The sequence below is a fragment of the Anatilimnocola floriformis genome (assembly GCF_024256385.1).
GTDB lineage: Bacteria > Planctomycetota > Planctomycetia > Pirellulales > Pirellulaceae > Anatilimnocola > Anatilimnocola floriformis.
This window is the reverse complement of the sequence record NZ_JAMLFW010000002.1, coordinates 1,698,560-1,721,302: the sequence shown is the minus strand read 5'-3', so window position 1 is coordinate 1,721,302 and position 22,743 is coordinate 1,698,560. Positions and strand designations below refer to the sequence as shown.

The following is a 22,743-nucleotide window of genomic DNA, read 5'->3' as shown; positions in this document are numbered from 1 at the left end:
AGTTTGGTTTTCTTGGCGGAACAATTACTTCGGTTCGAGCAACGCAATGCTCGCGGTATGCCCGTGCATGAAATTCTGATTCCCCACCGGCCCGAGTTCGCCGGCCGCGAAAAAGCCCGCGATGGGAATCTCGCCGAGGAAGCGGTTGATGAGCGCGGCGTCGTGATCGCTTTGGCTGAACATCCGCGTGCCGCGGCCGTTGCAGGCAAACAACAAACCCGCGAGCGGCTGCGGCTGGCCTGACTTCTTCACTGCCGTTAGCATCTGCTTCAACTCGGCATCGGCCGCTTCTTGATCGCGCACATGGAACTGCACGGTTTGTCCCGCGCGAATATAGTCACCCAGCGCAATGGCGCCGTTGGCGGGATCGATGCCGATGACATTGCGAACCAGAAAATCGCCCTGGCCGAAGGTCTCTTGATATTCGCTGATCACGCGGCCGACGTGCAGGTTGCGCTGCACCTGCACTTGCTCGCGCGAAGGGAGCGTATCGAATAGCTCTTTGAGTTGAATGAGCGCCGGCCGGCCGCCGAGCTCGTGAATGACATTCCGTTCGGCCTTCGTCACCACAAATGTTTTGCCGATCGGCCGGCAGCCTTGCGAGACGACGCTGCGCAGTTTGACCGCGCCGTGAATGAACGCGCCGACGGCGCCCTCGGCGAGAGCTTCGCGGCCACAGAAGAGGCGGTTCTCGCCGGGGTTGTATCCGCCGCTCGCCATGCCGCCGAGAATCGGCACGCCGGGGCGATCTTCGTTGAAGCGCTCGAGGAGCAAGTCGGTATGAAACGACAACGGCTCGCCGAAGAGAATCATGAACGAATCGGCGGGCCAGTCGCCAGCGAGTTCATCGGGCCAGCCTTGGATGGCGCCGCCTTCGCGAGTGCGTTCGTAGTTGAGCTGCAACCGCGTGGCAAAAACGCCAGGCCACGACGCGGCCCACAGCGAAATTGCTGGTTCAAATTCCACTTCGCGGCCGACGCCGATGATTCCCTCTGCCGTGCAGCCGATCAGGTTTTCGGTGCCGAGCGCATCGCACACGAGCGGCGCCAGAGCATCGGCCGCGGCCAGATGCTTGGCCGAAACGAACATCACAGCCAGATCGGGCGTGGCCTGCAGACGTTCGCGCACCATGGCGCACACCTGCGTTGCCGCGGCGCGCGAATCGGGCTCGGTCGAAAGGGCAGAAGCAAACCGGAGTGGAGAGTTGCGCGGAGCAGCCATAAACGACAAGCGGCAGAAACAGAAAAATCTTCGAGAGCCCCTATCATATCGTGCGCGGACGATTCGCGATACGAACGAGCTTTTGACAACGCCCAGCCGCGGAAATTACGATGCTCGCAGGGGCTTCTCTTCTCCGGACGATCTGATGCGCATTCTCCATCTCGGCGGCCTGGTTGTTTTTCTCTCCTGTTTGCTACTAAGCCACCGCGGCTGGGCGCAGGACAAAGCGAAGAACGAAGTTCAAGATGCGACGAAGCGAATCAAGCTCTTGATCGAACGGTTGGCGTCTCCCAACCCGGCGCCCGTCATGGACGACCCGGAATTCGAGTCGGTGGCTAAGTTCCCCGCGAACTACGATCGCAATCGGCAAGTCGATGTTTATTTGGCGACGCAGCAGCTGCTGGCCGAAGGTGAATTGGCGCTCGATCTCTTACTGGCGAACCCGCAGGACAATCGCTACTCGTACACCATGCACGGGGTTTCGGATCACAACTACTCCGTCTCTGTTGCCTGCGATTTGATCGCCTACCGCATCATCCTCTGCTTCGAGGGAGAAATGAATGTGATTTCGCGCTCTCAATACATTGACTATCTGCCGGTGACTCGCGACAAGACGCTCGCCGAATGGTGGCAAGCGAACAAGAAACGAGGGCTGGTCACGATCCAACTCGAAGCGCTCGATCAGCAGATCAAAGTGATGGAGAAGCTCGATGCTGCCACCGCGTCGGCCTGGCATCCCGAAGCGGAGCAGTATCCGCGCGACATCTTCAATCGGCTGCGGGATGAGAATGTGCGGACACTAAAATCGATTCGGGCGTTCGTCGCGGCGAATGGCAAGCCCTATCGGCCGAAGTCGCTAGACAGCGAGTATGCGAAGTTCTCGGGTCTGCCGTGGTCGCGACGTCATTTCAATAAGTGACGCGCGCGATCCATCAAGAAACAAACAGTCAAGAAACAAAATTGCCCCCAGCGAAAACCGGGGGCAATCAGTGACCATTAGGTTACTGGCCAGCGGGGATGAAACCCGGACCCGGCTCGGCCATCATCACCGGCGAACCAGCCGAGTAGACCGGTGGGCCGACGTTCGAGGCACAGGGTGGCGGGCCGCAGTCGCTACCGCGGTTCCAGTTGAACAAGCCACCAAAGAGTCCACGGTTGCCGCAGCTGCTGCAGCCACTCAGGCTGACGGCAGCGAGGGCGAGCAATGACAAAATCCAGATCTTCTTCATGATCGTCTCCTTTGCCCTGCACTTGCCAGATTGTTGCTGAGTGGCGAATTGCAGGCGGCAAAAAATCTTCCTGTGGCCCATCCTCAAGCCGGCGATCCGCGCTTGTTGCAGCCAGGCAACTCTAGCCCACGGTCAATGATGTGCAACTACAACTGTTGATTTTTTGCACCACTCTTCAGAAGTGCCTGACAAGGCGATGCGCCAATTCCGGTGACAACGACTGGGCAACGCCGACTCGCGACCGCACGATCGATAAGGTGCGCCACTCCGGCACACTCGGCAAAACCGGCCAGGTCCAACATCATCGGACAAACTTTCCTAATTCATTTCTAGTGCTACACTTCCACAACGCCTCGTGAGGCAATTTGGCAACGGTCGCTTTTTTGCATCAGTCGATTCAGTCGCATCATGTTCAGCTCCTTCGCACGCCGTTACTTCTGGTTGCACTTGCTCGCCGCATGTGCTGGCATCGGCGTGGCTCTTCAACCGCAACCAATCGCTGCTGAACAGCGAACCTGCGTGCTCCCTTGTCCGGAAGTGAAACCGGCTTGCGCCGCGTTTCGTGTTCGCGAGCAAGACCAGGTCTGGGTGATCAGTTCCCGACACATCGGCTGTCCGACCACGACCACCGCCGATTCGCTGCAAGCCTCGGTATATGAAAAGGGAACGTGGCAGCCGCGGCCGCTCGCGGAGTTCTACGCGACCGATTCCGCCGACGTCGTTACTACGATGTACATCCATGGCAATCGCATCGACGCCAGCCAGGCGAGCGCCGATGGCTTGGCTGTCTACTTTCAACTGGTCGGCAAGTTCGATCACACGCGGGCGGTTCGCTTTGTCATTTACAGCTGGCCCAGCGATCAAATCAAAGGTCCGCTGAAAGACGTCCGCTCGAAAGCGGCCCGCGCCGATGAAGAAGCGTTTCTCGTCTCGCGGTTCCTCTACAAACTGAACTCCGATGTGCCGATCGGCATGATCGGTTATAGCTACGGCAGCCGTATCACGCTCGGCAGTTTGCACTTGCTCGGTGGCGGCTCGCTCTGCGGCCGCAGCACCGAAGCCAGCAAAGGCCAGGCAATTCGCGTCACACTCTGGGCCGCGGCCGAACACAACGATTGGCCGCTCCCCGGTCACACTCACGGCCAGGCGCTCGGCATGGCCGATCAATGGCTGATCACGATCAACGGCTGCGATCCGGCGCTGGCTCGCTACAAGTATGTCGATCCTTGCTGCGATCCCACCGCGCTTGGCTACGCGGGTCTCGCTGGCGGATTGCCTGCTGATCTCGCGAAGCGGGTGCAACAAGTCAACGTCTCGCACATCGTCGGTGGCACGCACGAGATGAGTGCGTATCTCTACGCCCCTGGCATTGCTGGGCCGACGGCGAAGCTTGTTCTTTGGTACGACGAGAAGTAGTCGCGTTTGCGCCTACTGCACTTTGTATCCCAAGCCGCGCAGCAACTCGCGCACGCGGTCGGCGTGATCGCCTTGCACTTCGAGTTCGTTCTCTTGAACCGATCCTCCCGCGCCGCAGCCGGTTTGTAGCTTGGTGAGGAGCGCGGCGAAATCAGTCTCGCCCGGAACCAGGCCGCGGACGACCGTCACCAGCTTGCCTTTCTTCCGCTTCTCGACGCCGACTTTCGCCGATTGCTTGTCAGGCGGCAGCAGCGATTTCAAATGGGCGGGGCAGGCACACGCCGATTTCAGTTCGCCGCAGCGCTCACATTTCGGCGGTTGATCCCAAGCCGTTCCCGCAAACAGGCGTGTCATTTCCGAACCTCAAATCGTCCTACTTTGAACATCTTTCCTCCAGCGGGAATGGCGCCGATATCAGGCCGGTCTGCGTCGCTCTTGTCCGTCGGATCAAAACCCTCGAACTTCACATCAGCGCCGGCATCGATCGCGGCATTCCCTACCGACAGTTCATAGCTATGGAACAGAGGATTGGCAACATCGAGCTGCGGATCGGCAACGAGGGAATGGCTTTCGCTGACGGCTTCGTAGAGCTTTTTGTTCTCGGCAAATGCCGGCGAAGCTTGCCATTTTTTGAAGAACGCGGCCGCAGTTTTTTCATCGGCCGATGGGGACCAGAACAAGTTGCCATCGCTGATCAAGTTCGCGCCAACGGCAGGAACGAGATACGGCGGCAAGCGATCGGTATGGAGGAACAAATTGTTAAACACCCGCTTCGGCCGTTCCGGCGTGGCGCCACTTCCGGCCGACATCAATGCATCGCGATTACCGCCAGCGATGACGGTGTTGTGCGCGAACGTGAGCGTTGACCATGGCGGTGAACCATGATCGCCGATGAGCTTGCCGGTGGTCAGCGTCGGCTTGGGATTGTTCTCACTCATCCGCCCCGCCATGACTTTTTCGCGCAGGTTGAAGACGTTGCGATAGACAAAAATCTGATCGTGCGTGTTCGGCTCGTTGCCGCCAAAGGCGAGCGCGGTGAGAAGTGCGCGAAAATGATTGTGATGAATCAGGATCTGCGGATCCTTGCCGTCGAGCTTGTGTCGCTGATACATGGGGCTCAGATAAATGCCGTCGTCCTGCAGGTTTTCGAAAACGTTGTGATGAAAATCGACGTTGATCGCGCCCAGGTACACGCCGTCGTGTGAATCGGTGAAGAAACAGTGCGAGATCTTCCAATGATCATTCAGCGGATAAGCCCACACGCTCGATTCGCGGCCGGCGTCGGCTTCGATGAGCGCGTGCGTATTGAGCCGTGAAATGTTGCGATGAGGCCGGCCGGGATAGTCCCGCTTGCTGGCGTCGCTGCGAAACGTCCATGGAGCCAGGCTGCCGTGCACGCCGCAGTTGGTCAGCCTCAGGTGCGAAGTGCCGAGCGCGCGGATGCCATAGGTGCCGGCGAAGATCGTGACGTAGTCGAGCGTGATGTGCTGAGCTTGTTCCATTAGCACCGTGACATAACCGCCGCCGCGAATGGTCAGATCCTGCAGCACGACATGCTCGGCTTGATCGAAAAACAGCGGCGTACTGCGATAGGGCGCGATCAGAAAATTCATCTCACGCGGATCGCCGGTGGTCCCTTGAAAGTTTGTCAGGCCAAGCTCGGCTGGCAAATGTGTTTGCGCGAGACGGCAGTGGATGTAACCCGTCTCCCGGTCATACCACAGGCCAGGACCGAGATAGACCGGGTCGATATCCTTATCGGTAGCCTCTTTACCACCGCCGGTAATAATCTCACTAGTCGCCTGCAGATCTTTGCGATGCCAGTATGTTTGCAAGCCGACCTTCGAGGGCGCGTCGTAACCAATCACATCGCGCAAATTCGGCCAAGGTTTGCTCGAGCGATATTCCCCCTCCACGCCGCCGGGGCACGGCTCCCAACATTTCTCGGGCGAGTTCGCAAACTCCGCAATGCTGCCGTCGATGATGGCCTCTTCGCCCGGATAGCCGCGGATGATAATCGGCGCATCGGCCCGACCTTGCAGGCTCAAATAGAGTTGCTCGTGATAGACGCCCGCCCGCAGATAAAGCGTGTCGCCGGGGCGGAGTTGTTTCACCGCGTGAGCCAGCGATCGCCACGGATGATTCTCCAAGCCGGTCCCTTCATCGCTGCCGAGTTTCACATCGACGAACCGCGCGTTGCCGGGCGACAACGGCCGGCGGCTGACCGGCGGCATTCGTCGCAGCGGCGAATCTGAAATGCTGATCGGCTGAGCGGCCGAGGTCGCCGTGAAAATCAGCAGCAGCCAGAGCGAGTAACAGCGGTTCATCGGCGGAACTCCCATCACGGCGCGAGGTAAGCCAGCAAGTCGCGAATTTCGGCAAGCGAAAAAGTATCGAGCAAGCCATTCGGCATCGGCGAAACGGGAAGCGTGCGATGCTCGCTGATTTCTTTCTTATCGAGCGTGACGAGCTTGTCGGGCTGCAGTGCATCGAGTTGCAGCGTGATCTTTTGCGAGCGGTAATCCCCTTCGTTGATCACGCGGCCGGTGTAGACCTTGCCATCTTCGGTGAGAATCGTTTCCAGGCGAAAATTCTCCGCCACCGACAATGACGGTTGAACGATCGATTCCAGAATGTCGCGCCGATTGAAGCGGCGACTCACGTGCGTCAAATCAGGGCCGACGGCGGCGCCGCGGGCGCTGACGCGATGACAACGAATACAGAGCGCATCGCGGAAGATTACCTCTCCCTTTTTCGGATCGCCCGTTGGTGCGTTCTCGGCGAACACTGTTTGTAGGTCGTCGAGCGTCCATTTTTGAACGTGCTGCCGCGGCGGCGGCAGTGGTTCCGTTGAGGCAGCCAGTTTTGGTTCAATGAAATCGCCCAGTTGTTTCTGCTCAGTTTCGCTGAGCGTGGCAATGATCTGCGGCCGGAGCCATTTTTCGAACTGCGGCAAACCTTCGCCGCCGATCATTTGCGGGATCGCATTCAGCACGCTCAGCTGTTCGCGGCGAGTCGGATTGCTCCAGCCAGTTTTGGTATTGCGTGTCGCAAGTAGGCCGGCGAGTTGATCTTCCTGCTTTGCACTTTTCAGCAATTGCGCCGTGGCAATTTCGGCGAGATCTGGGGCGTCGAGTGTCGCGAGCAACAACACGACTCGGCGGCGGAGTTCATCGCTGTTCCCTTCCGGCGCGATGCGCAATTCAGCAAAGCCGAGTTCATCGCGCTGCAGCGATTTGATGAGCGCGCGGAGTTCCGTCAGCAGCACGTCGCGAAATTTATCGAACTGCTCCGGCGCGGTTTCGTGGCAGAGGTTCACGATGCGAATCCATGCGAACTGCTGCGACAAGTCGCAGTCGGTAAGCTGCCAGCGTTGCAGCGATTGGAGCAGCTGCGACACGTCTTCTTTTTGACGAGCGCGGGCGAGCCCGAGCGGCGCAGCCATGAAAGGAGGAACAGCGAGCAGGGCCAGCTTTCGCAGCGTTTCCAAATCACCACGCTCGAGTTTGATCCGCTCAGCGTGCCTGGCCACGGGATCGGGATCCATGAGGCGTTCGAAGGGAAGACTGCTCCAGCGGTTCTGAAACTGCGGCTTCGTAGTCTCGGCTGCTTCGCGTTCTTGTTTGCCGGGAGATGTTGCGACGGCTTCTTTGCCGCTGAAGCTCACACGGTAAAGCGCCGATTGCGTCTTGCGGCCGCCGGTGATGAGATACATGTCACCATCGGGACCGGCAGCGATATCGGTGACGTTGAGTGGCCTGCCTTGCAGAAAAAGTTCGGCCGCAGCACGAAAGGTCTTGCCGCGCGGCGCGAGATGCACGGCGATCACGCGGCCGTAGGTCCAGTCGAGCGCGAAGAGAGCTTCTTTGTACGGTGCGGGAAATTTCAAGTCGTAGCCGAACATGACCGACGTCGGCGAACTGCGGCCGATGTCGAGCAGTGGTGGCGCGTGATCGGGCTGATCGTGAACGCGCGAGGGAAACACGCCGGTCGACTCGCGATAGCCGAAGTCGCCGCCGGTTTGCAGTTGCAGAATGCGAGTTGGACGATACCAGGGAGTTCCCATGTCAAACTCGTTGTCGGCATCAAACGTGAACGGCACACCCGACTCGTGCAGCGCGATGCCATACGGATTACGCAGTCCCTGGCAGACCAATTCCCACTGGCGATCTTTCAAGAGATATCGCCACAGCGTTCCTTCTCGCCCCGGTTTCTTGGTGCGTGTCTCATTCAGCGGCGACAGGAATTCACGGAGCGATTCTCGCGGGATTTCGACGCCGTCGCCGTGGATTTGATACAGCACCTTTCCGGCATCCTCACGAACCAGCGCAATATCATTTCGGCCATGCCCCAGCTTGCCGGGAAACTCGCGGATCAGCTCTTGCTCGCGGACCTGACCTTGCTCGTCGATCTGCAGCCGAAACAGGCCGAGCGAGTTATTCGCCTTGGCGTAGAGGGTGTCGCCATCAAATGCCAGGCCGCGACACTCTTTCAAGTCGGAAGTGATCGCTTCGACGCGAGCAACGGACTTGCGCGCTGCATCGAGCGTCATCCGCAAGAAGCCTTGATCCTCGCGCGAAATAACCGCCCGGCCCTTAGCGTCGAAAGCGAGCGCAATCCATGAACCTTCGTCAGGCTGTGCAACCCGCAACTCGGTCACTTCAAAGCCCGGCGCGGTCCAAAACTTCGGCACAGCTTTCTTCTGGCTATCTGTTTTGGCTTGTTGCCATTGTTCGTAGTTTTCAAACGGCGAGAGTTCAATGCCGCGGCGGCCGACGCCCCATTGTTCGGCCAGCACTGTGCCACGGTCTTCCACATTCCATTCTTCATTGGTCAGCAGGATCGTCGGTTCACCCTCTTGATGCGCGACGACCAGTGAGAGCGCGACGGCAGCAGGACCAGGCACTCGCTTGGCTTCGATCGCGATTTCGTTGTCGCCGCGGCGGAGCCAAGGCGTGACATCGAGCGTTTGCAACTGGCAATAAGGGGCAACAGTCAACACTCGCTGGCCATTGATGATCACCGTGCCGCTGCAGAAATCGGCGGCGAACTTGAGTTCGGCGGCTTGGATCGAGCGCGTCAGCTGGAGTTGCCGGGCGAAGCGAACTTTCTCGGCGTCTGATTCCTTTCGCCAGATCCATTGTGGCGGCGAATTGAGTGTCGCACGTCCATCGGCAGCGATCGCCGGGCAGGCCATGATAAATAGCCACGCCGCCATGCATCCCACCACAAGCAACAGAGATCTCATAGAAGTTCCTGCGTGGCCGAAGCTTTGATATCCCCAACTAGCGGCATTTTGCTAAGCTAAAGACTCTCTCTGCGGACAATGTAATGGTGGGCTTGGATGAAGTCCAAGCGCGGGTTGGTTGACTGAGGTGGAAATGGGTTCGGGCAAGTCGGACGAAACGCGCATGTCTCTCGCGGCCACGGCCCTCGCGGGCACAGCCATCGATACGCACGAGGCCTTGCGCGTCAGCGAAGCTCGCTTCCAAGCCCTCTTTGATCAAGCCGCGGTGGGCATGGTCGAATTCGATTCGTCGGGCAAGATCAGCCGCACCAACGAATCGTACTGCCGTATTGTCGGGCGCACGATGGAAGAGGTCGTGGGGCGCACCTCCGATCATTACACGCATCCCGCCGATCTGGGACTGGCGCGCGAATACATCGGTCGAATCGAAGCCAAGACTTCGCTGCGGGCCGTTTTCGAAAAGCGTTACCTTCGGCCCGACGGCGCCGCCGTGTGGGCTCGCGCGACGCTGTCGCCGCTCTTTGATGAAAGTGGCAAGTTCACTCGGCTCCTCGGCATTGTCGAAGACATCTCCGAGCAGAAGAGCGCCGAAGATCGCATCCGTTTTTTGATGAGCGTCAGCGATACCGTGCGGCCGTTGTCGGATCCGGAAGAAATCGTCGCCGTTTCGGCTCGGCTGCTGGGTGAATTTGTCGAGGCCGACCGTTGTGCGTACGCCGAGGTCGCCGCCGATCAGAACACGATGAATCTCACCGGCAACTACACCCGCGGCGTGAAGAGCATCGTCGGCGTGATGAAGTTCTCCGACTTCGGCGACGAAGTGCATCAGCTGATGCTGCAGAACAAACCGTACGTCGTCTACGACATCGACAGTCATCAGCCAGCCGTCGACGTGGCGAAGTATCGCGAAACGCAAATTCAAGCCGTCATTTGCGTGCCGTTGCACAAGCAGGGCCGGTTCGTCGGCTCGTTCGCAGTGCATCAAGCTCGGCCGCGGATCTGGACGAGCGATGAAATTCAAATGGTGCAGGCCGTTGCCACCCGCTGCTGGGAATCGATCGAGCGAGCCCGCATCGCGCGGCAGCTGCGCGATCGTGAGCAGCGGTATCGCACGTTTGTCGATACAGTCTCGTCGGTCGTCTGGCTGACGAGCGCGAGTGGCGCGATGGATGCGGACAATCCATCGTGGGGTGGTTACACAGGTCAAACGTTTGAAGAGTACCGCGACTTCGGTTGGCTGAATGCAATTCATCCCGATGACCGGGCCAACACCTTTCGGGCGTGGAGCGAAGCCGTTGCCACCGTGAAGATGTATGAAGTGGAATACCGCGTCCGTCGCCACGATGGTGAGTATCGCCACGTCATCGCGCGTGGCGCACCGGTGATGCAAGACGACGGCAGCGTGAAGGAATGGGTCGGCAATTGCAGCGACAATCAGGCCGAACGGCAATTGCTTGAGCAGAATATTAAGCTCCTGGCCTCCGAGCGAGCCGCCCGCGCCGAAGCGGAACGAAATAGCCGGCTGAAGGACGAATTTCTGGCGACGCTCAGCCATGAGCTGCGCACGCCGCTGAGTGCCATTCTTGGTTGGTCGCAACTCTTGCAGCGAACCAACATGAGTAGCGAAGAAGCCCGCGAAGGCCTCGCTACCATCGAACGAAATGCCCGCGCGCAGGCTCAGCTGATCGAAGATCTGCTCGATATGAGTCGGATTATCTCCGGCAAGATCCGCCTTGATGTGCAAACCGTCGATCTTCCTGCCGTCATCAAAGCAGCCGTCGGCACGGTAAAGCACAGCGCGGCCACCAAGCAGATTGAAGTGCGATGCACGCTCGATGCCAAGGTGACGAACATCTTGGGCGATCCTAACCGCATTCAGCAGGTCGTGTGGAATCTGCTGAGCAACTCGATCAAGTTCACGCCGCCGCACGGCAACGTCGAAGTCGCGCTCCAGCGGACCGGCTCGCACATCGAGATCAGCGTCAGCGACTCCGGAGCTGGCATCGCTCCCGAATTTTTGCCGCACGTCTTCGAACGCTTCCGCCAGGCCGACGCCACCACCACGCGCCGCCACGGCGGCCTGGGCTTGGGTCTCGCCATTGTGAAAAACCTGGTCGAGCTGCACGGCGGTTCCGTCAGTGTGTGGAGTGCCGGTGAAAATCAAGGAAGCACTTTCAAGATTCAGCTGCCGGTATCCGTTCGTATGCCCGGAGAGCCGCCGACCGCCCACGACGCGGAGCAAACGCCGGCTGGTGTGCGCTCGCCGCTAGCGACGGCTTGGGTTCCACCTAATCTGGCCGGGGTGCGGGTTATGGTCGTCGATGATGAGCCCGACGCCCGCGATCTGGCCCGGCGAATTCTGAAGGAATGCCAAGCCGAAGTGACGGTTGCCAAGAACGGCCGCGAGGCGCTGCACATGCTTAGGATCTCGCCACCCGATGTGCTGGTCAGCGACATCGGCATGCCAGAGCTCGATGGCTATGAGCTGCTTCGCCGTGCGCGAGCGGCGGGCTGCCAAACTCCAGCCGCGGCGCTCACTGCCTTTGCGCGGGCGGAGGATCGCGCGCAGGCCCTGGAGGCCGGCTTTCAAACGCATCTGACCAAACCGATCGAAGCTCGCGACCTTGTGACTGCCGTGGCCCAACTGGTCGGCCGCGCCTGAGGCGACACTTTCTGCTGACGGCAGCTGATTTCGCCAGAATTCAGCTTGTGGCGTCCAACTGCCGGTCCTGAATTCCGGCGAATTCAGCTACTTTGCGGACGTTCTGCCTTCTCCGGCAGTGGTTCAATCCCCAAACTGGCATTGTATTTACGTCGCAGGGTCCTAAAATTCTCTGTTTCCGGCAAAGTCAGCCAAGACTGCGAATTTGCCCCCTTGAGCCAGGGCCGGCTCTTTCATCGGGCTACTGAATCAGGCAATCAGAATGCTAAAAGTCATTCGCGATAATTCGAAGATCGTCCTCGCCGTTACTTGCGTCGTCCTCGTGATGGCCTGGCTGGTGGTTCCCTCGCTGGAAAGCATTTTCCACATTCGCCAAGGAGCCCGCGGCGGCAATACGAGCGATCCCGTAAAGGTCACGTGGCGCGGCGGCCAACTGACGGGAAGTCAGTTGCGGCAGCTCAAGTACGTCCACAATCGCGCCGTGGAGTTTGTGGTCGAGATCCTGCGCGAAACCACTCGTCGTCAAGGGACGCCGCGAGCGCCGGGCTACATGTTCGTCAACATGCAGAGCGGCCAGATCGGCATTTCGCCCTACAACGACGACGGCCACCTGGTCGAAACGCTGATCCTGGCCCAGCGGGCCAAGGAACTGGGCGTGGTGGTGAATGACGAGACGGTGAAGAATTTTCTCATCAAGCTCAGCGACTACACGCTCAAAGAAGGCGAGCTCGATGGCTTGATGCACAAGTCGATGCCTGAATCGCAAGTCGACATCAGCCCGGGCATGATCATCGAACATTTGAAGACCGAAATCCTCGCTCAGCAAGCGCGGCTCATGCTGCAAGCCGGCGTCGAGAGCTTCACTCCCGGCGACATCACCCAAATGGGCACTCGCCCGATGCGGATGCTGTTTCGCGATCACGGCCTGGTGGGTCCCGGCGAAATGTGGGATGCCTACGAACGACTCAACCGCAAATTGAAGATCGAAGCCTATCCGCTGAACGTTGCCGATTTTGTGAGCAAGGTGAAGGAAGAGCCGAAAGAAGCGGATCTGCAAAAGCTGTTCGAAGAAGGTCGCGGCCGACTGCCGAACCCGGCGTTCCCCGAGCCCGGCTTCCGTCAGCCGCACAAGGTCGCCTTCCAATATGTGAAAGCCGACCTCGCGCCGTTCCTCGAAGCGGCGAAAAAAGAAATCACTGACGAACAAATCGCCAAGGCCTACGAAGAAAGCAAAGCCAAGGGTGAGTTCAAGGTCGTCGAACCGCCGCCGATGAATCCGGTGAAGCCAGTCGATCCGGCCAATCCAGCTGACCCGGCGAAGCCCGCTGATCCAGCCAAGCCCGAAGAAAATCCTGGTGAAAAACCCAGTGAAAAACCGGCCGACAAGCCTGAAGCGCCAGCGAAGGAACCAGAAGCTCCCAAGAAAGAAGAGCCCAAGGCAGAACCAAAGGCCGAGCCGAAAAAGGAAGAACCCAAAGCCGAGCCCAAGAAGAACGAAGGCTCGAGCCTTCCTCGCGACATCCAACTCGTGAACTTCCAAAACGAACCCAAGAAGGATGAGACGAAGAAGGGCGAACCGAAGAAAGAAGAGCCCAAAAAAGAAGAGCCAAAGAAGGAAGACAAGCCAGCCGAAACGAAGCCCGCTGAGACTAAGCCAGCTGATCCTGCTGCCGACCCAGCCAAGCCTGCGGATCCCGCCGCGACGCCGACCGATCCGGCCAAGCCTGTCGATCCTGCTGCCAAGCCCGAAGACAAACCGGCCGAGAAGGAAGTGAAGTTCAAGCCGCTCGACGAAGTGAAGGACGAAATCCGCACGACGCTCGCCCGGCCCATCGCTTCGGACCGTCGCCAACTGGTCATCAATGCCTTGGTTCCCGAAGTCAACGCTTACGCCCGGCAATTCAACCGCTGGAAGGCGTATCAAGATCGCGAAAAGCAACTCAAGGCCGAGGGTGCTCCGCCGTCGAAGTCGCCGAGCATCGAGAAGCCTGCGCCGCTCGATCTGTCGAAAACGATCGGCGACTCCGGCTTGAAGGTCGAAACGATTCCGCTCGTCGACCAGTTCGAAGTGCAAGATATGATCGACGAACCGCAAGCCGACGGCACGAACAAGAAGGTTCCCAAGTACGACATCGGCGTCAACGGATTCCGTTTCTTCGAACAGAATTCGGCGACGTTTCCGCAAGTTGCCTTCGGCGAACGCGAAAGCCTTTACCAAGCCGAAACACTGCCGTTCGCTCTCGAGCAGAAGCAGTTCCTCGGCGGCATCACGACGATCTACATCTACTGGCGGACCGATGAGCAGCCGTCGAAAGAACTCGATTTCAAAGCGGCCCACGATAACGTCGTCGCTGCCTGGAAGATGGAAGAAGCCCTCAAGCTCGCCAAGGCCGCCGCTGAAAAGCTCGCCGCCGAAGCAGCCAAGGGGAAGGATCTGAAGACACTCGTCGACAAGCCCGAGCAAATCATCACGCCGCCGGCGTTCAGCTGGTTCACCGTCGGCGCCGCGCAGTTTGCCCGGCCATCGCTCAGCGAAGTCCCCGGCGTGCGCTTCGCCGGTCAGGATTTCTTCCTGCCGATCTTTGACCTGCAAGTTGGTCAAGCCGGTGTTGCGCTCGATCAGCCTCACGCCATCGTCTACGCCGTGAAGCTGCTGGGCGAAGAAGGTGTGTCGGTCGACGACCGGGCTCAGTTCCTGGCCAAGGGGACCGATCCGGAACTGGTCGACGCCGCCTGGCAAAGCCAGTTGTACCTGCAGAGCGAGCTCTATTCGGAGCTCTTCAAGAAGTACAACGTAAAGTGGGCACCGCCCGCCAAGGGCGAAGAAGCCGAGTAATCGCTACTCTTTCGTAGGCCGGAACAAGCGTACTCACGCTGTTCCGACAGTTTGGCGATAGCAGGCTGATCTATTGCTCAGCCAGCGAATTTCTCGAAAATTCGCTGGCTTGATGCATCAATCTTTGCCGTTATGTGATATAAGAGAGTGGCCGAATCGCGTCACTTGTGCTGCGCATCGGCTCCGCTCACTACCCACCTCCGCCTGCCACTCGCCCGTGATTGCGTAAGAGGAACTTGCGATGCTCACCATCTTTGGTCGTGCCGATAAAGCCAGCGGTTCTTGCGACGGAGTTTCTCGTCGCGGTTTCCTCACCATCGGCGGCGCTGCGATGGGCGGCCTCGGCTTGAGCCAACTCCTTGAGATGGAAGCGCAAGCGGGCATCGGTAAGAGCCACAAAGCGATCATCAATATCTATCTGCCCGGCGGTCCGTCGCACATGGATATGTGGGATCTCAAGCCGAACGCACCGGCTGAGATTCGCGGCGAATTCGAGCCAACGCAGACCAATGTCCCTGGCATGGATATCTGCGAGCTCTTTCCGAATCTCGCGAAGAACGCCGATAAGTTTGCGATCATCCGCTCGCTCGCCGATAGCGACGGCGGCCACGATGGCTATCAATGCCTCACCGGCCGCAAGCGCGGCGACCGCGGCCCGAACGGCGGTTGGCCGATGGCAGGGGCTTGGGTCTCGCGTCTCGCCGGCCAGGCCAACAAAGCCGTCCCGCCGAACCTCGCCCTGATGTACACGACCGGCGAACGCAAATGGGGCGATCCCCACACGGCTGGCTTTCTCGGCCCGATGCACAACCCGTTCAACCTCGTCGGCCGCACGGCCCGCGAAAAGTCAGACAACATGGTGCTGCAAGGGATCACGCTCGATCGCTTGTCCGATCGCGATCAGCTCCGCACCTCGCTCGACAAGTTCCGCCGCGACGTCGATGTGAGTGCGAAGATCGCCGGCGCCGATGCCTACCAAGGTCAGGCCCTCGGCATCCTCACCGATTCGAAGCTCGGCGACGCCCTCGACCTGTCGAAGGAAGATCCCCGCATCGTCGCTCGCTACGGCGAGAGCGATACCGCCTTCCAGCGCGATGGCGCCCCGCGGATGATCGAAAACTTCTGCATCGCTCGCCGCCTGGTCGAAGCCGGTGCTCGTTACGTTTCTCTCAACTACAGCCGTTGGGACTGGCACGGCGGCGACGGAATGAACTTCCCCATGAGCCGCGAAGAATTCCCGCGACTCGACAAGGGGCTTTCGGCCCTGTTGCTCGACCTGCACGAACGGGGCTTGAGCAACGACGTGAGCGTCGTGATGTGGGGCGAATTCGGCCGCACCCCGAAGATCAACAAAATGAACAGCCGCGACCACTGGCCGCAAGCGAACGCCGCGATCATCGCCGGCGGCGGCATGCGAATGGGCCAGGTCATCGGCGAAACGAACAAGTACGGCGAAGAGCCCGCCAAGCGGCCGGTAAAGTTCCAGGAAGTCTTCTGCACACTCTATCGCAACCTGGGCCTCGACGCCCACCGCGACCGCCTCTTCGACGGCAGCGGCACCCCGCGCTATCCCGTCGAATCGGACATTGAGCCAATTCACGAATTGATCTAGTCGTCGACCCGCTCCGCGGTCGATGAACGGACATTGCCATGCAAATCCCAGGTCGCCGTATCAAACGAACACGACTAATTCAGTCAGCCAAATACGTCGTTGCGGTTGAAGTGGAGATGGTCTATCCCGTCGACGATCCCAGCGAGCCTTGCTACGAGTCCGAGACCGTTCAACTATTGCGTGAAATCCAAGAGCATGCCGACCAGGGTGACGCTGTGTGGCTAGCTCAACATGGAAAGGTTTATGCGGCACTTGGGGCAGCGTAGTGAGTGTAGGCCGGAACAAGCGTACTCGCGCAGTTCCGGCATGATCGGCGATGGGCGGTCGTTCTGCAGTCAGCCGGAACAGGGCTGGGTACCGCTTACTCCGGCCTAGTGGTTGCGGAGCTGAAGAGAGATTTCGCTTCGGTATTCACACGCCAAACTCGGAATGTCGCGGAGCTCATTCCTTGGTGCGTTGTAGTTTGACCTCAACCCACCGGATACGGAGTAGCCGGCGACATTAGGGCCAGGGCTGTTCCGGTGTCTCATGCGGCGCACGGGCTTCTTGCAACAGCGCCACGAGTTGCGCGAGCGATTTCGCCGAGAGATGGCCGAGCTGCTCGTGGTTGCAACGGCGAACTTCTTCGTCGAGCTTTTCAAGCAACGCCACACCGGTTGGCGTGATCCCAACTTCCACCACGCGGCGATTTTCGGGGCGGCGTTCACGGGCGACCAGTTGGCGCTCCTCCAGGCGATCGAGCAAGCGCGTCATGTCGGGCGCTCGCGAGATGAGTCGCGCGCCGAGGGCTAGTGTCGGCAGCGTTTCGGGCTGAGCGGCCCGCAGCAATCGCAGCGAGTTGTATTGCTGCGGCGACAGGTCGTACTGCGCGAAGAGCTTTTCCTCCAGCGCCTTCAGCCGATCGTAGGTCCGCCACAGGTGGAGATAGGCCTCCTGTTCGGGCGAATCGAACCGCTTGCGGGGAGTCTTCGAATTGGCGGGTGGCTGCGACATATCAAAAGGTTACTCAGCTGCCGGCGCATGAGCTAGGGGCATTCTTCTGCTATAGTCAAGCCATCCGCATCGCTTCCCGCCGGAGATATTGCCATGACGAATTCCCTTTTGTCGCGGCTGCTGCCGCTCTGCCTCGTTCTGATCGCTGGTGTCGTTTGTGCTCAGGACATACCGGCAACGAAGCCCGCCGAAAAACCGGTCGATCCGAAGGAATGGAAGCCGCTGTACGACGGCAAGACGCTGAAGGGTTGGAAGAGCATCAACTTCGGCGGCGAAGGCGAAGTGAAAGTCGACGAGAAGGGCCAGATCATTCTCGATACCGGCGATCCGCTCACGGGCATCGTCATCGAAAAAGCCGACGGCCTGCCGAAGGATAACTACGAGATCACGCTCGAAGCGAACAAGCTCGCCGGCGACGACTTCTTCTGCGGCTTGACGTTTCCCGTACACGATTCGCACGCCAGTTTCATCTGCGGCGGTTGGGGCGGCGGCTTGGTCGGCATCTCGAGCCTCGACGGAATGGACGCCAGCGAAAACGAAACGACGGCGTATAAAAAATTCGAGTCCAACAAGTGGTACACCATCCGCGTGCGCGTGATGGGCGACAAACTGCAGGCCTGGATCGACAAGGACCAGCTGGTCGATGTCGACATCAAGGGGAAGAAGGTCTCGACGCGGTTCGAAGTCGACGTCACCAAGCCCCTCGGCATCTCGGCCTATCGCACCAAATCGGCGATCCGCAACTTTCAATGGCGGCCGATTAAGGTGGAGAAGTAATCAGTCGCCTTTCACTCCGTGAAAGGACGCGTCTTCTCACGCCGGACAACCTATACAACGTCAGCTGCTGTTGTCGTTTACTTCCTTGATCTGCATCTAGTTAAGTATCCAAGACGCGTCCTTTCGCGGAGCGAAAGGCGACTGTGAGGCATCATGATTCGCGTCGGTCTGGTCGGCATTGGGTTCATGGGTTGGATTCACTACCTCGCTTATCAAAAGAGCAAGGGTGTGAAGCTCGCTGCCATTTGCAGCCGAGACGACAAGAAGCTTGCTGGCGATTGGCGCGATATCAAAGGGAACTTCGGCCCGCCCGGTGAACAAGTCGATCTGAATGGCGTGGGCGCTTACAGCGAATACGCTCAATTGCTTGCCGATCCCGAAATCGATCTCGTCGATCTTTGCCTGCCGCCGCATCTGCATCTCTCGGCCACGCTACAGGCCCTCGCCGCTGGCAAACATGTGTTCGTCGAAAAGCCGATGGCGCTGACGGCGGCGGATTGCGACAAGATGGTGAAGGCTGCCGAAAAGGTCAAGAAGCAAATCTTCGTCGGCCATGTACTGCCGCTATTGCCGGAATATGTTGTCGCGCGGAAGCTCGTGACCAGCGGCAAGTATGGCAAGTTGCTCGGCGGTCATTTTGAACGCGTCATTTCCGATCCGCTCTGGCTGAAGGATTTTTACGATCCAGCCAAAGTTGGCGGACCCGCCCTCGATCTGCATGTGCATGACGCCCATTTCATTCGCCTGCTGTTCGGTCTGCCGACGAGCGTCAGTAGCCAGGGACGCATGCGCGGCGATGTCGCCGAGTACTTCAGCACGCAGTTCACCTTTGCCGATCCGTCGCTGGCAGTCACGGCCACCAGCGGCTGTCTCCGTCAGCAAGGCCGATCGTTCATGCACGGCTTTGAGCTGCATCTGGAAAAAGCGACCCTCTATTTCAACCTCGCCGTCGTCGCCGACGAACCGCTACAGATTACGCCCCTCACGCTACTCAATAGCAAGGGAACGGTCGAGCATCCTGAACTCCCTGCTGGCGATCCGATGCTGGCGGCCTTCGAAGCCGAGATCAAAGAAGTCGTCAGTTGCTTGAAAGCCAACAAGCCGAGCGCCATCCTCGGCGGCGATCTGGCCCGCGACGCCGTGGTCCTCGCGCTCAAGCAGCAAGAGTCGGTGAAGAAGCAAAAGCCAGTGAAGGTGTAACTGGCAGCCAGGTCTGTTTGATTTACTTGCCGCGCACGATCTTGATTTCGATCAGCTTCGTGCTGGGTGTCACGCTCGTCGTTAGTCCCGAAGTTTCGAAGGTTCCGTAGCGGGGCGGGATTGGCGGCGGTGGCTTCACACCGTCGGGAACTGGGATCGCTGAGATGGCGACCTGATGTTCGCCGGCCACCACACCGTCTCCTTCGTGGAACGTCGTCAGTTCAAATTTCCCCTCCAGGCCAACCATGCCGCGGGCGGAGATCACTTTGTCGTCGACCTTGGTTTGCAAAACGACGGAAGCACCCGGCACCGGCGTGCCGTCGTCGTAGACGAGTTGGCCAGGAATGCGATAAGTGCGCGGGCCGCTTGAACCGCAACCGGTAAGGATTGCGCTGAGAATGAAAAACGAGAACCAGCAGCAAAAGCGATCGCGCATCGGCCCCTCAACTCACAATTAATACGGCCCGGGCGGCACGCCGCCGTCATCACGCGTCGCCAGGTGCGACAGCGTCACGCAATCAACACTCGGCTGGAGCGGCCGAATGCTGCCATCGCCCCAGGCAAAGTTGGCCGAGCCGCCGGCATGAGCGCTGCCGAACACGACCTGATGTTGGCCGCCGACCGTGTCGTAAATTCCTTTGGCGATCGGCCAGGTCGGCGTGGCGCCGAAGTTTCTGCCGCCGGCGACGCGCATGCATGAATAGGCATAGCTGCCGAGAATCGGACCATCGCCGCCGGGATCTTCCGTCAATATCGAGGAATGCAGAATGTGCTTTTCGCCGAACATCAGCGTGTTGTTCAAACCATCGGTGATCGTCGCGAACCGCGTCTGACTCTTCCACGAGTTCACATTGCCGATGCAGTTGATGAGCATTCCCGCCGCGCTCTCGCGGCGATACGGCGGATCGTCGCCGCTAATGCCGTCGACCGTCGCATAGTCTCCCACCGCGCCATTCATGCCCGTGCCAGCCGCGTTGAATTGCTTTGATTGCTGACCCGGACTGTGCCGCGAAGGACAGACATAAATGGGCACTGAAATCTTCATCGCCGCTGGTGATTGCGTCGACACCATCGTCTTCAAATTGAATTGCTCATACAGATTGTTTTGCTCGATATACGGCAGCAACATCACCGGCCAACCCAAGTATTGATAATCAATCCGAGCCGGCATCAGAAAGCCTTGCGTGTCGGAGAAATTATGCACCCCGAGCGCGACCTGTCGCAGATGATTCTGACACTTCACCCGCCGCGAAGCTTCGCGGGCCGCCTGCACCGCTGGCAATAAAAGGGCCACCAACACGCCGATAATCGCAATGACGACTAACAACTCGACGAGCGTGAAGGCCGCCCTGCGCGTAACGCGTCGCGACCGAGCCGGTGACACAAACCGTGACCAGACCTGCATGATGCGATCCTGATTTGGGGGAGAGAGAAACCCAAACGAGGCCGACATCTTAACACAATGCAATCTTCGAGTAGATCAAAACCTTACTATTCAGAAAGTATTAGCATCGCCAGCATTGGGCGGGTTGACCTATTGTCGCCGCACACTCCGTGTCCGGTGAATGGAGGTAGGTCTGCTGCCGCGCGCCGTTACTTCCACTCGCCGAAGTGCCGAAAGTCGCTGGCGCTCTTTCGGCGGCGCGCGGTTGGTTCACTTCAACCCATCGTTCACGAAGTGAACAACGACAATGAGACTCTAGAAGGGCAGCGCCGCTTCTTTGATGAGCGGCGTGCTTGCCGGGCTTTCGGAGGGTCGCCAGTCGACGAGTTGGACTTCGACTTTTTGCATGCCGCGATATTCGTTGATGACCGGCTTGAAGGCGATGTCGATCGGACCATTGGTGGCGGCCAGCTGTTCGCAGTCGTCGCCAAAGCCGAAGCCGACGCAGCGCATCGGTGTGCGCTGGTGCGATAGTCGCAACGAGATGTGGCGTTCACCACCGCCGATACGCTTGGGTGGTTCGGTGAGGGTGACGCCGGTGGCTGAGAGGATCGGCCGCGGATTGCCCATGCCAAAGGGCGCGAGCGATTCGATCTGCCGAACGACCTCGGCAGTCAGCTGACAGAAGGGACCTTCGGCGTCGATGCGAAGCTCAGCGCCACGCTGGCCTGAACTGGATTCGGCGGCAGCATAGTCGAGGAACGCGCCGCGGAAGGCGTCGATGCGATTCTCTTCGATCTTGAGGCCGGCAGCAGCGGCGTGTCCGCCGTGGGCGAGCAAGTGTTCGCTGCACGCGGTGAGGGCCTGATGAAGATTGAGACCACTCGGCGAACGAGCCGAACCAACGCCCGGTTTCACGCCGGCAGCATCGAGCGAAATCATCACCACCGGCACGCCAAACTTTTCGGCGAGCCGGCCAGCGACGAGGCCGACGACGCCCGGGTGCCAACCCTTGCCGGCGAGGACCAGCGCGCCGTCGTTCTCGGGATCGAACTCTTCCTTGGCTTGCTTGGTCGCCGCCAGTTGAATGCTGCGTTCAAGACTTTCCCGGCTGTTATTCAGCTCGTGAATGTATTCAGCCAGCTGCTGAGCCCGCGTGCGGTTGTCGGTGGTGAGCAGTTCGACCGCCAGCTGGGCCTGGCCGAAGCGGCCGGCGGCGTTCAGCCGCGGCGCGATCGAAAAGCCAATGTCTTCGCTGCTAAGTTGCGCTTTGTCGGTGAGTTTGCAAACCTGCATCAGCGCTTGCAAGCCGACCGACGCATTGAATTTCAAACTCACTAGGCCATGGCGGGCGAGGATGCGATTTTCATCGACAAGCGGCACCATATCGGCGATCGTGCCGATCGCGGCGAGACCGACGGCGCTGAGTAGAAAGTTTCGCAGCGGCTCGGTGACTTTCTTGGCCTGGCTGGCGCGCTGGCAGATGGCCCAGGCGAGCTTGAGCGCGACTCCCGCGCCACACAAACCGCCGAAGGGATAAGCACTGCCGGGCAAGCGCGGATGGACGAGCCCGGCCGCATCGGGCACGCGTTCGGCAAACTCGTGATGGTCGGTGATGATCAGCTCCAGGCCGATCTCTTTGGCCAGCTCGGCCTCAGCGACACTGGTCACGCCGCAGTCGACCGAAACGACGAGCTGAGCGCCACGCTCACGCAGGTTGCGGAGGGCTTCGCAGTTCAAGCCGTAGCCTTCCTCCAGGCGATTCGGCACGTAGTACGAGCAATCGGCGCCGAGAATCTTCAAGCAGCTGAGGAGGATGGAGGCGCCGGTCATGCCGTCGGCATCGTAGTCGCCATAGATGACGATCTTTCGCCGGCCGGCGATGGCCGAGTGAACGCGGTCGGCGGCAGCGGCGGCGCCGGGCAACAATTCGGGGTCGCGCAGGCCGGAAAGCTTGGCGTCGAGAAACATGCGGGCGGCAGCGGGATCGTACACGCCGCGGGCGAGCAACAGCTGCGCGACAATCGGCGGAACGCTGGCAGCTTGTTGCAGCTGAGCGATTCGTCCCGCATCAAAGGGACTGAGTCGCCAGCGTTTGCGCAGCCCGCCGCCAGTAGTACTGCGCATGAGACAGCTTCCGTACTGAGTTCTTAAGAAGCCCCGTT

Annotated in this window: 16 protein-coding genes; 7 read left to right on the top strand and 9 right to left on the bottom strand. The window is 59.5% G+C overall.

Annotation, left to right across the window (positions count from 1 at the left end):
• Positions 1 to 24 precede the first annotated feature (24 nt).
• Positions 25 to 1,131 carry an FIST signal transduction protein gene (locus M9Q49_RS31395; RefSeq protein ID WP_254513264.1) on the bottom strand — a complete coding sequence of 369 codons (1,107 nt, stop codon included), beginning with the start codon at positions 1,129 to 1,131 and terminating at the stop codon, positions 25 to 27.
• 235 nt (positions 1,132 to 1,366) lie between these two features.
• On the opposite strand from M9Q49_RS31395, the gene M9Q49_RS31390 reads away from it, so the two are divergent.
• The gene (locus tag M9Q49_RS31390; RefSeq protein ID WP_254513263.1) at positions 1,367 to 2,140 is read left to right on the top strand and encodes a hypothetical protein; all 774 of its coding nucleotides are present in this window, start codon (positions 1,367 to 1,369) and stop codon (positions 2,138 to 2,140) included.
• An 82-nt stretch (positions 2,141 to 2,222) separates the two neighbouring features.
• Here M9Q49_RS31390 and M9Q49_RS31385 read toward each other — a convergent pair whose 3' ends face one another.
• Positions 2,223 to 2,450 (bottom strand): YgdI/YgdR family lipoprotein, encoded by a 228-nt coding sequence (locus M9Q49_RS31385; protein WP_254513262.1) that lies wholly within the window; start codon positions 2,448 to 2,450, stop codon positions 2,223 to 2,225.
• A 408-nt stretch (positions 2,451 to 2,858) separates the two neighbouring features.
• Between M9Q49_RS31385 and M9Q49_RS31380 the strand changes: the two genes are divergently transcribed.
• Positions 2,859 to 3,866: a hypothetical protein gene (locus tag M9Q49_RS31380; RefSeq protein ID WP_254513261.1), complete on the top strand. Its 1,008-nt coding sequence runs from the start codon at positions 2,859 to 2,861 to the stop codon at positions 3,864 to 3,866.
• A 12-nt stretch (positions 3,867 to 3,878) separates the two neighbouring features.
• Here the strand turns inward: M9Q49_RS31380 and M9Q49_RS31375 are convergent, their stop codons facing one another.
• The 3 genes from M9Q49_RS31375 to M9Q49_RS31365 are packed head-to-tail and all read right to left on the bottom strand — an operon-like array spanning position 3,879 to position 9,114.
• Positions 3,879 to 4,220, bottom strand: coding sequence for a translation initiation factor (locus M9Q49_RS31375; RefSeq protein ID WP_254513259.1), 342 nt, complete (start codon positions 4,218 to 4,220; stop codon positions 3,879 to 3,881).
• The gene (locus M9Q49_RS31370; protein WP_254513258.1) at positions 4,217 to 6,193 is read right to left on the bottom strand and encodes a right-handed parallel beta-helix repeat-containing protein; all 1,977 of its coding nucleotides are present in this window, start codon (positions 6,191 to 6,193) and stop codon (positions 4,217 to 4,219) included. Before M9Q49_RS31370 ends, M9Q49_RS31375 begins: the two co-directional genes overlap by 4 nt.
• A gap of 14 nt (positions 6,194 to 6,207) precedes the next feature.
• Positions 6,208 to 9,114, bottom strand: coding sequence for a hypothetical protein (locus M9Q49_RS31365; RefSeq protein WP_254513257.1), 2,907 nt, complete (start codon positions 9,112 to 9,114; stop codon positions 6,208 to 6,210).
• 163 nt (positions 9,115 to 9,277) lie between these two features.
• Between M9Q49_RS31365 and M9Q49_RS31360 the strand changes: the two genes are divergently transcribed.
• From M9Q49_RS31360 to M9Q49_RS31350, 3 genes are all read left to right on the top strand, one after another.
• Positions 9,278 to 11,776 (top strand): PAS domain S-box protein, encoded by a 2,499-nt coding sequence (locus M9Q49_RS31360; RefSeq protein ID WP_254513256.1) that lies wholly within the window; start codon positions 9,278 to 9,280, stop codon positions 11,774 to 11,776.
• Between the two features lie 262 nt (positions 11,777 to 12,038).
• Entirely contained in the window at positions 12,039 to 14,612 is a 2,574-nt protein-coding gene (locus M9Q49_RS31355; RefSeq protein WP_254513255.1) for a hypothetical protein, read from the top strand.
• Between the two features lie 241 nt (positions 14,613 to 14,853).
• On the top strand, positions 14,854 to 16,224 hold the full coding sequence (locus tag M9Q49_RS31350; RefSeq protein WP_254513254.1) for a DUF1501 domain-containing protein: 1,371 nt from the start codon (positions 14,854 to 14,856) through the stop codon (positions 16,222 to 16,224).
• A gap of 501 nt (positions 16,225 to 16,725) precedes the next feature.
• Here the strand turns inward: M9Q49_RS31350 and M9Q49_RS31345 are convergent.
• Entirely contained in the window at positions 16,726 to 17,217 is a 492-nt protein-coding gene (locus tag M9Q49_RS31345; protein ID WP_254513253.1) for a MarR family winged helix-turn-helix transcriptional regulator, read from the bottom strand.
• A gap of 93 nt (positions 17,218 to 17,310) precedes the next feature.
• On the opposite strand from M9Q49_RS31345, the gene M9Q49_RS31340 reads away from it, so the two are divergent.
• Together M9Q49_RS31340 and M9Q49_RS31335 are read left to right on the top strand one after the other, a co-directional pair.
• Positions 17,311 to 17,994 (top strand): 3-keto-disaccharide hydrolase, encoded by a 684-nt coding sequence (locus M9Q49_RS31340; protein WP_254513252.1) that lies wholly within the window; start codon positions 17,311 to 17,313, stop codon positions 17,992 to 17,994.
• 153 nt (positions 17,995 to 18,147) lie between these two features.
• Positions 18,148 to 19,194, top strand: coding sequence for a Gfo/Idh/MocA family protein (locus M9Q49_RS31335; RefSeq protein ID WP_254513251.1), 1,047 nt, complete (start codon positions 18,148 to 18,150; stop codon positions 19,192 to 19,194).
• Between the two features lie 22 nt (positions 19,195 to 19,216).
• Here M9Q49_RS31335 and M9Q49_RS31330 read toward each other — a convergent pair whose 3' ends face one another.
• From M9Q49_RS31330 to recJ, 3 genes are all read right to left on the bottom strand, one after another.
• Positions 19,217 to 19,630, bottom strand: a complete 414-nt coding sequence (locus M9Q49_RS31330; protein WP_254513250.1) for a hypothetical protein — start codon at positions 19,628 to 19,630, stop codon at positions 19,217 to 19,219.
• 18 nt (positions 19,631 to 19,648) lie between these two features.
• Entirely contained in the window at positions 19,649 to 20,599 is a 951-nt protein-coding gene (locus M9Q49_RS31325) for a DUF1559 domain-containing protein (protein ID WP_254513249.1), read from the bottom strand.
• A 294-nt stretch (positions 20,600 to 20,893) separates the two neighbouring features.
• On the bottom strand, positions 20,894 to 22,705 hold the full coding sequence (gene recJ / locus M9Q49_RS31320; protein WP_254513248.1) for a single-stranded-DNA-specific exonuclease RecJ: 1,812 nt from the start codon (positions 22,703 to 22,705) through the stop codon (positions 20,894 to 20,896).
• Positions 22,706 to 22,743 lie beyond the last annotated feature (38 nt).

What these genes read in the sequence shown, in the direction of transcription:
- M9Q49_RS31330 (WP_254513250.1), bottom strand. Translation starts at nt 19,630, where the DNA reads ATGCGCGATCGCTTTTGCTGCTGGTTCTCGTTTTTCATTCTCAGCGCA.
- M9Q49_RS31345 (WP_254513253.1), bottom strand. Translation starts at nt 17,217, where the DNA reads ATGTCGCAGCCACCCGCCAATTCGAAGACTCCCCGCAAGCGGTTCGAT.
- M9Q49_RS31355 (WP_254513255.1), top strand. Translation starts at nt 12,039, where the DNA reads ATGCTAAAAGTCATTCGCGATAATTCGAAGATCGTCCTCGCCGTTACT.
- M9Q49_RS31390 (WP_254513263.1), top strand. Translation starts at nt 1,367, where the DNA reads ATGCGCATTCTCCATCTCGGCGGCCTGGTTGTTTTTCTCTCCTGTTTG.
- M9Q49_RS31385 (WP_254513262.1), bottom strand. Translation starts at nt 2,450, where the DNA reads ATGAAGAAGATCTGGATTTTGTCATTGCTCGCCCTCGCTGCCGTCAGC.
- M9Q49_RS31365 (WP_254513257.1), bottom strand. Translation starts at nt 9,114, where the DNA reads ATGAGATCTCTGTTGCTTGTGGTGGGATGCATGGCGGCGTGGCTATTT.
- M9Q49_RS31370 (WP_254513258.1), bottom strand. Translation starts at nt 6,193, where the DNA reads ATGAACCGCTGTTACTCGCTCTGGCTGCTGCTGATTTTCACGGCGACC.
- M9Q49_RS31335 (WP_254513251.1), top strand. Translation starts at nt 18,148, where the DNA reads ATGATTCGCGTCGGTCTGGTCGGCATTGGGTTCATGGGTTGGATTCAC.
- M9Q49_RS31325 (WP_254513249.1), bottom strand. Translation starts at nt 20,599, where the DNA reads ATGCAGGTCTGGTCACGGTTTGTGTCACCGGCTCGGTCGCGACGCGTT.
- M9Q49_RS31350 (WP_254513254.1), top strand. Translation starts at nt 14,854, where the DNA reads ATGCTCACCATCTTTGGTCGTGCCGATAAAGCCAGCGGTTCTTGCGAC.
- M9Q49_RS31360 (WP_254513256.1), top strand. Translation starts at nt 9,278, where the DNA reads ATGTCTCTCGCGGCCACGGCCCTCGCGGGCACAGCCATCGATACGCAC.
- M9Q49_RS31375 (WP_254513259.1), bottom strand. Translation starts at nt 4,220, where the DNA reads ATGACACGCCTGTTTGCGGGAACGGCTTGGGATCAACCGCCGAAATGT.
- M9Q49_RS31395 (WP_254513264.1), bottom strand. Translation starts at nt 1,131, where the DNA reads ATGGTGCGCGAACGTCTGCAGGCCACGCCCGATCTGGCTGTGATGTTC.
- M9Q49_RS31380 (WP_254513261.1), top strand. Translation starts at nt 2,859, where the DNA reads ATGTTCAGCTCCTTCGCACGCCGTTACTTCTGGTTGCACTTGCTCGCC.
- M9Q49_RS31340 (WP_254513252.1), top strand. Translation starts at nt 17,311, where the DNA reads ATGACGAATTCCCTTTTGTCGCGGCTGCTGCCGCTCTGCCTCGTTCTG.
- recJ (WP_254513248.1), bottom strand. Translation starts at nt 22,705, where the DNA reads ATGCGCAGTACTACTGGCGGCGGGCTGCGCAAACGCTGGCGACTCAGT.